Here is a 14,033-nt window from a genome sequence, read left to right on the forward strand (position 1 = left end):
CAAACTCAGCAGGAGGCATAAAATGCTAGATAAAAATCAATTAGCTAAATATAAACAAGATCATTTATGTGAATATGAAAAAATAATGAGTAACAATGAAAAAGAAGCACTTGAAGAGAAGGTAGCGTCATTAGATTTAGATTTTATTGCCAAATTATATAACGATTTATACATCAATAAGAAAACGATAGATGATGTATCTGCAGTTTCTGAAGTGAAATATGATATTAAATCACAAATGAGTGATGATGAGATTAAGCGTTTAGAGGAACAAGGACTTCAAGCTATTAAAGAAGGACAATTTGCAGTACTTTTGATGGCAGGTGGACAAGGAACAAGACTTGGATATAAAGGACCTAAAGGTTCATTCGAAATTGAAGGTGTAAGTTTATTTGAACTTCAGGCAAAACAATTAAAAGAACTACATCGACAAACTGGTCATAAAATTCAATGGTACATTATGACAAGTGATATCAATCATGAAGAAACTTTAGCTTATTTTGAATCACATAACTACTTTGGTTATGATCAAGAATCAATCCATTTCTTTAAGCAAGATAATATTGTGGCGCTTAGTGAAGCAGGACAATTAATTTTAAATCAACAGGGTCGTATTATGGAAACGCCGAATGGTAATGGTGGCGTGTTTAAATCTTTAGACAAGGCAGGATACTTAGAAGAAATGTCTAATAATGGCGTTAAGTATATTTTCTTGAATAATATCGATAATGTTTTAGTAAAAGTGTTGGATCCACTATTTGCAGGATTTACGGTAGAACATGATTACGATATTACTTCTAAAACGATTCAACCAAAACCAGGAGAAAGTGTTGGGCGATTAGTTAATGTCGATTGTAAAGATACAGTATTGGAGTATTCAGAATTAGATCCAGAAGTTGCAAATCAATTTAACAATGCTAATATCGGTATTCATGCATTTAAACTTGGTTTTATTTTAAATGCTGTAAATCGTGAATTACCTTATCATTTAGCTATTAAGAATTTGAAGCAATTAGATGAGAACTTTGGTGTTATTGAACAACCAACTTTAAAATTCGAATTGTTCTATTTTGACATATTTACTTATGGAACTAGTTTTGTCACGTTACAAGTTCCTAGAGAAGAAGAGTTCTCACCTCTTAAAAATAAAGAAGGTAAAGATAGTGTTGCAACAGCGACTGAAGATTTACGTAGAATGGGTTTAATTTAATGTTAGGCGGTGACTTACGTGTCCAAATCTAGTGAAAAAAGTAATGACACAATCGTAGAAACATTTAAGGATATCATCCCTTTATCATTTGGAGAAGAAATTGGTAATGCAGCATCTCATGGTGTTGCAGCTTTGTTAACATTATTAGTGTTACCCTATGCAGCTGTGCACAGTTATATTGCATATGGTACGCTTGCGTCTGTGAGTATGTCTATTTATGTTATTTCTATCTTTATGATGTTTATTTCATCTACTATTTATCATTCTATGCAAAATGAAACGCCTCATAAATATATTTTAAGAATTATTGATCATAGTATGATTTATGTAGCAATTTCAGGTACATATACGCCTATTTTATTAACAGTTGTAGGTGGTTGGATTGGATGGACAGTGTTTATCCTATTATGGGGCACAACGCTTTGGGGAATTTTATATAAATCCATAGCTGTCAAAGTTAACCAAAAGTTAAGCTTAATTGTCTATTTAGTGATGGGCTGGGTAGGTATTATCTTGTTACCAATTATTTTTATTCGCACATCATGGATATTCATATTATTCATTTTCTTAGGCGGTGTGTCATATACGATTGGTGCATGGTTCTATGCACAAAAAAACAGACCATATTTTCATATGATATGGCATATTTTTATTGTTATAGCATCATTATTGCATTTAATTGCTATTTTATATTTTATGTAATAGTTTATCAGAAGGTGGGGGGAACTCCGCTTTTTTTATTACTTAATTCATTCTAATAGAGGATTGTTTTGTATGACTATTATCGTTAAGATTTGAAAGTCAAAAGTGTTTATACAAATACAAATCAATAGTTTGTAAATAAAATCGTATAAATATATATAAAGAAGGAGGTATAGCATGCGTTTAAAATCAATTGTAACTGTAATAGCTTTAATATTAATCATGTTTATGGCTGCAATCGAATCATCAATTATTTCTTTAGCGTTACCAACAATTAAGCAAGATTTAAATGCAGGGAATTTAATTTCATTAATTTTTACCGCGTATTTTATCGCATTAGTAATTGCCAATCCTATAGTAGGTGAATTATTAACTCGTTTTAAAATTATTTATATTGCTATCGCAGGTCTTACACTATTCACGGTTGGTAGTTTAATGTCAGGTTTAAGCACACATTTTAGTATGTTGGTTATATCACGTGTAATTCAAGGGTTTGGATCTGGTGTCATGATGTCCTTGTCACAAATTGTGCCCAAATTAGCATTTGAAATTCCATTACGCTATAAAATTATGGGTATCGTTGGTAGCGTTTGGGGGATTTCGAGTATCATTGGACCACTTCTAGGTGGTGGCATATTAGAATTTGCAACATGGCATTGGTTATTCTACATAAACATACCGATTGCGATTATTGCAATAATATTGGTTGTCTGGACATTTCATTTTCCAGAAGAAGAAACTGTGGCTAAATCAAAATTCGATACTAAAGGTATCACCCTGTTTTATATTTTCATTGGTTTAATTATGTTTGCATTGTTAAACCAACAACATTTATATTTAAATATCATAGGTTTTGTCTTAGCAATATTAGTTGCACTTCGATTATTTAATGTTGAGAAAAAAGTTTCATCCCCATTCTTACCAGTAGCAGAATTTAATCGAATGATTACTTTGGTCTTTATTACAGATCTTCTTACAGCTGTTTGTTTAATGGGCTTTAATTTATATATTCCTGTGTATCTTCAAGAACAACTGGGGTTATCGCCATTGCAAAGTGGATTAGTTATTTTTCCACTTTCTGTAGCGTGGATTACATTGAATTTTAATTTGCACCATATTGAAGCGAAGTTATCAAGAAAAGTTATCTATTTGTCGTCTTTTACATTATTATTATTAAGTAGTATAATCATTGCGTTTGGTATAAAATTACCAATTCTTATAGCATGTGTCTTAATTTTAAGTGGACTAAGCTTTGGATATATTTATACAAAAGATAGTGTAATTGTCCAAGAGGAAACAAGTCCAATACAAATGAAGAAAATGATGTCGTTTTATGGATTAACAAAAAACCTTGGCGCATCAATAGGTTCGACGATTATGGGATACCTTTATGCGTTAAAATCAGGATTGTTTGGTGCAAACTTGCATAATATTTTAGGCGTTGTATCCTTGATAAGTGTAGGGCTCATCGTTGTATGGCTCATATTTTATAGAGAAGCGGCGTCACAAACAAAAGAATAGAATTATGATTAAAATTGATGTAGTGTAAATAAAGTAACAAATAATCATTTTACTAAGTTTGAAGTGTAATCAACTATCTTAAAATTAAAAGCAATATAAATTATTTATGGTAAGGAGGACAATAGTTATGAATTATCTTAAACATAAGTTTTATAATTTATTAACAACAATTATTGTTCTCTTTATCTTTGTGCTTTCTGGTGCGATATTCTTAACGTTTTTAGGGTTCGGACTATATGGATTAAGTAGAATTCTTATTTATTTTAGGTTAGGTGACTTCACATATAACAGAAGTATGTACGACAATTTGCTATATTATGGTAGTTATATTATATTTGGCTACTTTATCGTATTTGCAGTTGAACATTTGATGGATTATTTTAGAAAAATGTTACCTGAAAATGCTTATTTTAGAGGTGCAACTTTTCATTTAATCTCTTATATGGTTGCAACAACGTTATTTTATTTTATTATTCATCTGAACTATGTGTATATCAACATTGATTTTTGGGTCATCATGGTTATTATAGGCTTTTTATATGTTTGTAAGCTGCAGTTTTACCCTGAAAGTAAAAATCTAAATAATAGAAAATAGAGTTTTGAAGTTGGGGGCAATGATGTGTTCCAACTTCTTTTTATTCATATAGTAGAAAATGAGTTGTTTTGCTTCAATTAATCACGGTTAATAATAACCATTGATATAAATAGTTGGTACTTTAATCTGAAATATATTTTAAGTATATATGCTAATAAACGTAAATTTGTTACAAAGGAGGAATTATGATGGCTAAAGTTGAATTAACAACCCGGAGACGAAACTTCATAGTTGCTGTTATGTTGATTAGTGCGTTTGTAGCTATTTTAAATCAAACATTATTAAATACAGCGTTACCTAGTATAATGAGAGAATTAAATATTAATGAAAGTACATCGCAATGGCTAGTTACTGGGTTTATGCTTGTTAATGGCGTCATGATACCTCTAACAGCATACTTAATGGACAGGATTAAAACTAGACCTTTATACTTAGCAGCGATGGGGACATTTTTAGTAGGATCAATTGTTGCAGCCATGGCACCCAATTTTGGAGTTTTAATGTTAGCACGTGTCATCCAAGCTATGGGGGGCAGGCGTACTCATGCCTTTAATGCAATTCACATTGTTTACGTTATTCAGTAAAGAACATAGAGGATTTGCAATGGGATTAGCTGGTTTAGTTATTCAATTTGCACCAGCAATCGGGCCTACTGTTACTGGATTAATCATTGATCAAGCGAGTTGGCGAGTACCATTTATTATAATTGTAGGAATTGCTTTAGTCGCATTCATCTTCGGTTTAATTTCAATTTCAAGCTATAATGAAGTGAAATATACTAAGCTAGATAAGCGCTCTGTAATGTATTCAACGATTGGATTTGGATTAATGTTATATGCATTCAGTAGTGCAGGCGACCTAGGATTTACTAGCCCGGTAGTCATTGGTGCAATGATAATTAGTTCTATTATCATCTACTTATTTATTCGTAGACAATTCAATATAAGCAATGCACTTTTAAATTTAAGTGTTTTTAAGAATAGAACATTTGCATTATGTACGATTAGTTCAATGATTATAATGATGTCAATGGTTGGTCCAGCGTTATTAATACCGCTCTATGTTCAAAATAGCTTAGCTCTATCTGCATTATTGTTTGGACTTGTTATCATGCCAGGTGCAATCATAAATGGTATTATGTCGGTTTTTACAGGTAAATTTTATGATAAGTATGGTCCTAGACCACTGATTTATACTGGTTTTACGATTTTAACAATTACTACTATTATGTTGTGTTTCTTGCATACAGACACATCTTATACGTATTTAATAGTCGTATATGCAATTAGAATGTTTTCAGTTTCTTTACTCATGATGCCGATAAATACTACAGGAATTAATTCTTTGAAAAATGAAGAAATCTCACATGGCACGGCTATTATGAACTTTGGTCGTGTAATGGCTGGCTCATTAGGAACAGCATTAATGGTTACTTTGATGAGTTTTGGCGCAAAAATATTCTCATCTACATCGCCATCGCATTTAACTGCAACTGAAATTAAACAGCAATCAATTGCTATAGGGGTGGATATCTCATTTGCTTTTGTAGCTGTGCTTGTTATGGCAGCTTATGTGATAGCGCTTTTTATAAGAGAACCTAAAGAAATAGAAAGTAATAGAAGGAAATTTTAAAATAATTATAGTAGTTGGTCTATTGAAAATAATAGGCTAACTTCTTTTTTTATTTAATGAAAAGTTTTATACTTTTATTGATAGACTAAGCAAAAATTGTTATTTGCTATGATGTAGATATTTTAAATTGATTAAGGGGGATTTGCTTTGTTAACGGTAGATCAAGTTAAAGAACTAATAGGAGAAATTAAAGATCCTATTATAGATGTACCTTTAAAAGAAACAGAAGGTATTGTAGAAGTTTCTATTAAGGAAGAAAAAGAACATGTAAGTGTTAAAGTGGCAATGGCACAATTAGGTGGTGCACCGCAATTAGATTTACAGATGGCAGTTGTTAATGTTTTAAAAGAAAATGGTGCAAAAACTGTGGGTATACGATTTGAAACGTTACCAGAAGAAAAAGTAAATCAATTTAAACCAAAAGAAGAAAATAAACCTAAAACGATAGAAGGCTTATTATCTCAAAATAATCCAGTTGAATTTATTGCTATTGCTTCAGGTAAAGGTGGCGTCGGTAAATCTACTGTTGCAGTAAATTTAGCCGTTGCCTTAGCCCGTGAAGGTAAAAAAGTTGGATTAGTAGATGCCGATATATATGGATTTAGTGTACCAGATATGATGGGTATTGATGAAAAGCCTGGAATTAATGGGAAGGAAGTAATTCCAGTTGAACGTCATGGCGTTAAAGTTATATCAATGGCATTTTTTGTGGAAGAAAATGCACCAGTTATATGGAGAGGACCAATGTTAGGTAAAATGTTGACGAATTTCTTTACAGAAGTTAGATGGGGAGACATTGAATATTTAATACTCGATCTTCCACCTGGAACAGGAGATGTAGCTTTAGATGTTCATACGATGTTACCTTCAAGTAAGGAAATTATTGTAACGACACCTCATCCTACAGCAGCATTTGTTGCAGCTCGCGCAGGTGCGATGGCAAAACATACGGATCATTCTATTCTTGGCGTAATTGAAAACATGAGTTATTTTGAAAGTAAAGAGACGGGGAATAAAGAATATGTCTTTGGCAAAGGTGGCGGTACTAAGTTAGCTGATGAACTTAATACTCAATTACTTGGGGAATTACCTTTAGAGCAACCATCTTGGAATCCAAAAGATTTTGCACCGTCAATATATCAATCAGATGATCGTCTAGGTAAAATTTATAGCTCGATTGCACAAAAAGTTATAGCTGCCACAAATAAATAGGTATAATATATGCTAAACGTACAAAATTACTTTTATTTTGTACGTTTTTATATTGATTTGTTTTGGAATGCTGGTAAAATAAGTTCTTGTGTTAAGCAATAAACGCATTGAAAAAAGAAGCGACTTGCAAACACGAATGTTTTTCAAAAAAGTTATTGACTTTAAATTATAAAGTTGATAAGATAATAAAGTCGTCAAAAACGGTGATGATGTTTTTAAAGAAGAATTTCAAAAGTGTAAAACTTACCATTGAAATAACTATAAAAACAATATAAAATAAATAAAGTAATCGTTCGAAAAGTTATTGACTTCAATAATTAAATGAAGTACAATAAAAGAGATTGAACATTAATGAACATTGAAAACTGAATGACAATATGTCAACGTTAATTCCAAAAAACGTAACGATAAGTTACAAACATTATTTAGTATTTATGAGCTAATCAAACATCATAATTTTTATGGAGAGTTTGATCCTGGCTCAGGATGAACGCTGGCGGCGTGCCTAATACATGCAAGTCGAGCGAACGGACGAGAAGCTTGCTTCTCTGATGTTAGCGGCGGACGGGTGAGTAACACGTGGATAACCTACCTATAAGACTGGGATAACTTCGGGAAACCGGAGCTAATACCGGATAATATTTTGAACCGCATGGTTCAAAAGTGAAAGACGGTCTTGCTGTCACTTATAGATGGATCCGCGCTGCATTAGCTAGTTGGTAAGGTAACGGCTTACCAAGGCAACGATGCATAGCCGACCTGAGAGGGTGATCGGCCACACTGGAACTGAGACACGGTCCAGACTCCTACGGGAGGCAGCAGTAGGGAATCTTCCGCAATGGGCGAAAGCCTGACGGAGCAACGCCGCGTGAGTGATGAAGGTCTTCGGATCGTAAAACTCTGTTATTAGGGAAGAACATATGTGTAAGTAACTGTGCACATCTTGACGGTACCTAATCAGAAAGCCACGGCTAACTACGTGCCAGCAGCCGCGGTAATACGTAGGTGGCAAGCGTTATCCGGAATTATTGGGCGTAAAGCGCGCGTAGGCGGTTTTTTAAGTCTGATGTGAAAGCCCACGGCTCAACCGTGGAGGGTCATTGGAAACTGGAAAACTTGAGTGCAGAAGAGGAAAGTGGAATTCCATGTGTAGCGGTGAAATGCGCAGAGATATGGAGGAACACCAGTGGCGAAGGCGACTTTCTGGTCTGTAACTGACGCTGATGTGCGAAAGCGTGGGGATCAAACAGGATTAGATACCCTGGTAGTCCACGCCGTAAACGATGAGTGCTAAGTGTTAGGGGGTTTCCGCCCCTTAGTGCTGCAGCTAACGCATTAAGCACTCCGCCTGGGGAGTACGACCGCAAGGTTGAAACTCAAAGGAATTGACGGGGACCCGCACAAGCGGTGGAGCATGTGGTTTAATTCGAAGCAACGCGAAGAACCTTACCAAATCTTGACATCCTTTGACAACTCTAGAGATAGAGCCTTCCCCTTCGGGGGACAAAGTGACAGGTGGTGCATGGTTGTCGTCAGCTCGTGTCGTGAGATGTTGGGTTAAGTCCCGCAACGAGCGCAACCCTTAAGCTTAGTTGCCATCATTAAGTTGGGCACTCTAAGTTGACTGCCGGTGACAAACCGGAGGAAGGTGGGGATGACGTCAAATCATCATGCCCCTTATGATTTGGGCTACACACGTGCTACAATGGACAATACAAAGGGCAGCGAAACCGCGAGGTCAAGCAAATCCCATAAAGTTGTTCTCAGTTCGGATTGTAGTCTGCAACTCGACTACATGAAGCTGGAATCGCTAGTAATCGTAGATCAGCATGCTACGGTGAATACGTTCCCGGGTCTTGTACACACCGCCCGTCACACCACGAGAGTTTGTAACACCCGAAGCCGGTGGAGTAACCTTTTAGGAGCTAGCCGTCGAAGGTGGGACAAATGATTGGGGTGAAGTCGTAACAAGGTAGCCGTATCGGAAGGTGCGGCTGGATCACCTCCTTTCTAAGGATATATTCGGAACATCTTCTTCAGAAGATGCGGAATAACGTGACATATTGTATTCAGTTTTGAATGTTTATTTAACATTCAAATATTTTTTGGTTAAAGCGATATTGCTTGTGATAATAAAGCAGTATGCGAGCGCTTGACAATCTATTCTTTTTAAAGAAAGCGGTTGTCAGACAATGCGTTAAGAAAAATTAAAGCGGAGTTTACTTTTGTAAATGAGCATTTGATTTTTTGAAAACAAAGCAGTATGCGAGCGCTTGACTAAAAAGAAATTGTACATTGAAAACTAGATAAGTAAGTAAAATATAGATTTTACCAAGCAAAACCGAGTGAATAAAGAGTTTTAAATAAGCTTGAATTCATAAGAAATAATCGCTAGTGTTCGAAAGAACACTCACAAGATTAATAACGCGTTTCCTGTAGGATGGAAACATAGATTAAGTTATTAAGGGCGCACGGTGGATGCCTTGGCACTAGAAGCCGATGAAGGACGTTACTAACGACGATATGCTTTGGGGAGCTGTAAGTAAGCTTTGATCCAGAGATTTCCGAATGGGGAAACCCAGCATGAGTTATGTCATGTTATCGATATGTGAATACATAGCATATCAGAAGGCACACCCGGAGAACTGAAACATCTTAGTACCCGGAGGAAGAGAAAGAAAATTCGATTCCCTTAGTAGCGGCGAGCGAAACGGGAAGAGCCCAAACCAACAAGCTTGCTTGTTGGGGTTGTAGGACACTCTATACGGAGTTACAAAGGACGACATTAGACGAATCATCTGGAAAGATGAATCAAAGAAGGTAATAATCCTGTAGTCGAAAATGTTGTCTCTCTTGAGTGGATCCTGAGTACGACGGAGCACGTGAAATTCCGTCGGAATCTGGGAGGACCATCTCCTAAGGCTAAATACTCTCTAGTGACCGATAGTGAACCAGTACCGTGAGGGAAAGGTGAAAAGCACCCCGGAAGGGGAGTGAAATAGAACCTGAAACCGTGTGCTTACAAGTAGTCAGAGCCCGTTAATGGGTGATGGCGTGCCTTTTGTAGAATGAACCGGCGAGTTACGATTTGATGCAAGGTTAAGCAGTAAATGTGGAGCCGTAGCGAAAGCGAGTCTGAATAGGGCGTTTAGTATTTGGTCGTAGACCCGAAACCAGGTGATCTACCCTTGGTCAGGTTGAAGTTCAGGTAACACTGAATGGAGGACCGAACCGACTTACGTTGAAAAGTGAGCGGATGAACTGAGGGTAGCGGAGAAATTCCAATCGAACCTGGAGATAGCTGGTTCTCTCCGAAATAGCTTTAGGGCTAGCCTCAAGTGATGATTATTGGAGGTAGAGCACTGTTTGGACGAGGGGCCCCTCTCGGGTTACCGAATTCAGACAAACTCCGAATGCCAATTAATTTAACTTGGGAGTCAGAACATGGGTGATAAGGTCCGTGTTCGAAAGGGAAACAGCCCAGACCACCAGCTAAGGTCCCAAAATATATGTTAAGTGGAAAAGGATGTGGCGTTGCCCAGACAACTAGGATGTTGGCTTAGAAGCAGCCATCATTTAAAGAGTGCGTAATAGCTCACTAGTCGAGTGACACTGCGCCGAAAATGTACCGGGGCTAAACATATTACCGAAGCTGTGGATTGTCCTTTGGACAATGGTAGGAGAGCGTTCTAAGGGCGTTGAAGCATGATCGTAAGGACATGTGGAGCGCTTAGAAGTGAGAATGCCGGTGTGAGTAGCGAAAGACGGGTGAGAATCCCGTCCACCGATTGACTAAGGTTTCCAGAGGAAGGCTCGTCCGCTCTGGGTTAGTCGGGTCCTAAGCTGAGGCCGACAGGCGTAGGCGATGGATAACAGGTTGATATTCCTGTACCACCTATAATCGTTTTAATCGATGGGGGGACGCAGTAGGATAGGCGAAGCGTGCGATTGGATTGCACGTCTAAGCAGTAAGGCTGAGTATTAGGCAAATCCGGTACTCATTAAGGCTGAGCTGTGATGGGGAGAAGACATTGTGTCTTCGAGTCGTTGATTTCACACTGCCGAGAAAAGCCTCTAGATAGAAAATAGGTGCCCGTACCGCAAACCGACACAGGTAGTCAAGATGAGAATTCTAAGGTGAGCGAGCGAACTCTCGTTAAGGAACTCGGCAAAATGACCCCGTAACTTCGGGAGAAGGGGTGCTCTTTAGGGTTAACGCCCAGAAGAGCCGCAGTGAATAGGCCCAAGCGACTGTTTATCAAAAACACAGGTCTCTGCTAAACCGTAAGGTGATGTATAGGGGCTGACGCCTGCCCGGTGCTGGAAGGTTAAGAGGAGTGGTTAGCTTCTGCGAAGCTACGAATCGAAGCCCCAGTAAACGGCGGCCGTAACTATAACGGTCCTAAGGTAGCGAAATTCCTTGTCGGGTAAGTTCCGACCCGCACGAAAGGCGTAACGATTTGGGCACTGTCTCAACGAGAGACTCGGTGAAATCATAGTACCTGTGAAGATGCAGGTTACCCGCGACAGGACGGAAAGACCCCGTGGAGCTTTACTGTAGCCTGATATTGAAATTCGGCACAGCTTGTACAGGATAGGTAGGAGCCTTTGAAACGTGAGCGCTAGCTTACGTGGAGGCGCTGGTGGGATACTACCCTAGCTGTGTTGGCTTTCTAACCCGCACCACTTATCGTGGTGGGAGACAGTGTCAGGCGGGCAGTTTGACTGGGGCGGTCGCCTCCTAAAAGGTAACGGAGGCGCTCAAAGGTTCCCTCAGAATGGTTGGAAATCATTCATAGAGTGTAAAGGCATAAGGGAGCTTGACTGCGAGACCTACAAGTCGAGCAGGGTCGAAAGACGGACTTAGTGATCCGGTGGTTCCGCATGGAAGGGCCATCGCTCAACGGATAAAAGCTACCCCGGGGATAACAGGCTTATCTCCCCCAAGAGTTCACATCGACGGGGAGGTTTGGCACCTCGATGTCGGCTCATCGCATCCTGGGGCTGTAGTCGGTCCCAAGGGTTGGGCTGTTCGCCCATTAAAGCGGTACGCGAGCTGGGTTCAGAACGTCGTGAGACAGTTCGGTCCCTATCCGTCGTGGGCGTAGGAAATTTGAGAGGAGCTGTCCTTAGTACGAGAGGACCGGGATGGACATACCTCTGGTGTACCAGTTGTCGTGCCAACGGCATAGCTGGGTAGCTATGTGTGGACGGGATAAGTGCTGAAAGCATCTAAGCATGAAGCCCCCCTCAAGATGAGATTTCCCAACTTCGGTTATAAGATCCCTCAAAGATGATGAGGTTAATAGGTTCGAGGTGGAAGCATGGTGACATGTGGAGCTGACGAATACTAATCGATCGAAGACTTAATCAAAATAAATGTTTTGCGAAGCAAAATCACTTTTACTTACTATCTAGTTTTGAATGTATAATCTACATTCATATGTCTGGTGACTATAGCAAGGAGGTCACACCTGTTCCCATGCCGAACACAGAAGTTAAGCTCCTTAGCGTCGATGGTAGTCGAACTTACGTTCCGCTAGAGTAGAACGTTGCCAGGCATTAATATTAATCCACAGTAGCTCAGTGGTAGAGCTATCGGCTGTTAACCGATCGGTCGTAGGTTCGAGTCCTACCTGTGGAGCCATGGCTCCTTGGTCAAGCGGTTAAGACACCGCCCTTTCACGGCGGTAACACGGGTTCGAGTCCCGTAGGAGTCATTATATTGGAGAATTAGCTCAGCTGGGAGAGCATCTGCCTTACAAGCAGAGGGTCGGCGGTTCGAACCCGTCATTCTCCACCATTTTGATTATTAATTAACTGAATAAGCTGGAGGGGTAGCGAAGTGGCTAAACGCGGCGGACTGTAAATCCGCTCCTTCGGGTTCGGCAGTTCGAATCTGCCCCCCTCCACCATCTATATATTGGGCTATAGCCAAGCGGTAAGGCAACGGACTTTGACTCCGTCACTCGTTGGTTCGAATCCAGCTAGCCCAGCCATTAGAGCCATTAGCTCAGTTGGTAGAGCATCTGACTTTTAATCAGAGGGTCAGAGGTTCGAATCCTCTATGGCTCACTACTTGCACTTTCCATTCTTGGGAAGTGCTTTTTTTATTTTTTGAGAATTAGGATGCTAAGGCGTTATGTTATGGCTATTACTTGATTATAGTAAGCGTATACATTATTCTGAAATTATGTATAACAAAGGGGGACGCTTATGACAAAGAAAAAAGGAATTGATATTATTGGTGTACCGTCAACATTTGGACAAAGAAAATTAGGTGTTGATTTAGGACCAACTGCGATTAGATATGCAGGTTTAATACCAAGACTAAAGCAATTAGACCTTGATGTTAATGACAAAGGGGATATTAAGGTATCAGCTGTAGACATTGAAAAATTTCAAAGTGAACAAAATGGATTAAGAAACTACGATGAAATTATAGATGTTACTCAAAAATTAAATAAAGAAGTATCAGCATCAATTGAAAATAACAGATTTCCTCTAGTTCTTGGTGGAGATCATTCTATTGCGATAGGTTCAGTATCAGCAATAAGTAAACATTATAATAATTTAGGTGTTATTTGGTATGATGCACATGGTGATTTAAATATACCTGAAGAGTCACCAAGTGGAAATATTCATGGTATGCCTCTAAGGATTTTGACAGGTGAAGGTCCTAAAGAACTTTTAGAATTAAATAGTAATGTAATCAAGCCAGAAAACATCGTACTAATTGGTATGAGAGATTTAGATAAAGGTGAAAGACAATTTATCAAAGATCATAATATTAAAACATTTACTATGTCAGATATTGATAAATTGGGGATAAAGGAAGTAATTGAAAATACAATAGAATATTTGAAGTCACGCAATGTTGATGGCGTTCATTTATCTTTAGATGTTGATGCCTTAGATCCACTTGAAACGCCAGGCACAGGTACTAGAGTCTTAGGCGGACTTACATATAGAGAAAGTCATTTTGCGCTGGAATTATTACATCAGTCTCAGTCAGTTACTTCAATGGACTTAGTTGAAGTGAATCCACTTATTGATCATAACAACCATACTGCTGAACAATCGGTTTCGTTAGTTGGAACATTTTTTGGTGAAACTTTATTATAAATAAATGATTTGTAGTGTATAAAGTATATTTTGCTT

At 38.3% G+C, this 14,033-nt stretch carries 6 protein-coding genes, 6 tRNA genes, 3 rRNA genes and 2 pseudogenes; all 17 read left to right on the forward strand.

What is annotated here, in order from left to right; translation table 11 throughout:
• Nucleotides 1–22: 22 nt before the first annotated feature.
• Nucleotides 23–1,210, forward strand: coding sequence for a UDPGP type 1 family protein (locus NST10_RS12645; RefSeq protein ID WP_000884730.1), 1,188 nt, complete (start codon nt 23–25; stop codon nt 1,208–1,210).
• 18 nt (nt 1,211–1,228) lie between these two features.
• Complete coding sequence (locus tag NST10_RS12650; protein ID WP_000047120.1) at nt 1,229–1,912, forward strand: hemolysin III family protein; 684 nt, start codon at nt 1,229–1,231, stop codon at nt 1,910–1,912.
• A 177-nt stretch (nt 1,913–2,089) separates the two neighbouring features.
• A complete protein-coding gene (gene sdrM, locus NST10_RS12655) occupies nt 2,090–3,433 on the forward strand; it encodes a multidrug efflux MFS transporter SdrM (protein ID WP_001237527.1) in 1,344 nt (447 codons plus the stop codon).
• 121 nt (nt 3,434–3,554) lie between these two features.
• Nucleotides 3,555–4,028 carry a multidrug efflux transporter SepA gene (gene sepA / locus NST10_RS12660; protein WP_072435031.1) on the forward strand — a complete coding sequence of 158 codons (474 nt, stop codon included), beginning with the start codon at nt 3,555–3,557 and terminating at the stop codon, nt 4,026–4,028.
• Between the two features lie 188 nt (nt 4,029–4,216).
• Nucleotides 4,217–5,660: pseudogene (lmrS, locus tag NST10_RS12665) on the forward strand (multidrug efflux MFS transporter LmrS).
• 147 nt (nt 5,661–5,807) lie between these two features.
• Entirely contained in the window at nt 5,808–6,872 is a 1,065-nt protein-coding gene (locus NST10_RS12670) for an Mrp/NBP35 family ATP-binding protein (RefSeq protein ID WP_000958522.1), read from the forward strand.
• 88 nt (nt 6,873–6,960) lie between these two features.
• Nucleotides 6,961–7,147 (forward strand): annotated as a pseudogene (locus NST10_RS12675) (hypothetical protein).
• Nucleotides 7,148–7,330: 183 nt separating this feature from the next.
• Nucleotides 7,331–8,882 (forward strand): 16S ribosomal RNA (locus tag NST10_RS12680).
• A 441-nt stretch (nt 8,883–9,323) separates the two neighbouring features.
• Nucleotides 9,324–12,246, forward strand: a 23S ribosomal RNA gene (locus tag NST10_RS12685).
• A gap of 72 nt (nt 12,247–12,318) precedes the next feature.
• A 5S ribosomal RNA gene (rrf, locus tag NST10_RS12690) occupies nt 12,319–12,433 on the forward strand.
• Together the 16S, 23S and 5S rRNA genes with 6 tRNA genes alongside form the textbook arrangement of a ribosomal RNA operon.
• Before the next feature lie 11 nt (nt 12,434–12,444).
• A tRNA-Asn gene (locus tag NST10_RS12695) sits at nt 12,445–12,519 on the forward strand.
• Nucleotide 12,520: 1 nt separating this feature from the next.
• Nucleotides 12,521–12,592 (forward strand) — tRNA-Glu (locus NST10_RS12700).
• 7 nt (nt 12,593–12,599) lie between these two features.
• Nucleotides 12,600–12,675: transfer RNA gene (locus NST10_RS12705), tRNA-Val, on the forward strand.
• A gap of 28 nt (nt 12,676–12,703) precedes the next feature.
• A tRNA-Tyr gene (locus NST10_RS12710) sits at nt 12,704–12,787 on the forward strand.
• Between the two features lie 9 nt (nt 12,788–12,796).
• A tRNA-Gln gene (locus NST10_RS12715) sits at nt 12,797–12,871 on the forward strand.
• Between the two features lie 3 nt (nt 12,872–12,874).
• Nucleotides 12,875–12,947, forward strand: a tRNA-Lys gene (locus NST10_RS12720).
• Between the two features lie 141 nt (nt 12,948–13,088).
• On the forward strand, nt 13,089–13,997 hold the full coding sequence (gene rocF / locus NST10_RS12725; protein ID WP_000162591.1) for an arginase: 909 nt from the start codon (nt 13,089–13,091) through the stop codon (nt 13,995–13,997).
• Nucleotides 13,998–14,033 lie beyond the last annotated feature (36 nt).

Origin of the sequence: Staphylococcus sp. FSL W8-0305 (assembly GCF_037966415.1) — a bacterium.
Lineage (GTDB): Bacteria > Bacillota > Bacilli > Staphylococcales > Staphylococcaceae > Staphylococcus > Staphylococcus aureus.

What these genes read in the sequence shown, in the direction of transcription:
- NST10_RS12645 (WP_000884730.1), top strand. Translation starts at nt 23, where the DNA reads ATGCTAGATAAAAATCAATTAGCTAAATATAAACAAGATCATTTATGT.
- sdrM (WP_001237527.1), top strand. Translation starts at nt 2,090, where the DNA reads ATGCGTTTAAAATCAATTGTAACTGTAATAGCTTTAATATTAATCATG.
- rocF (WP_000162591.1), top strand. Translation starts at nt 13,089, where the DNA reads ATGACAAAGAAAAAAGGAATTGATATTATTGGTGTACCGTCAACATTT.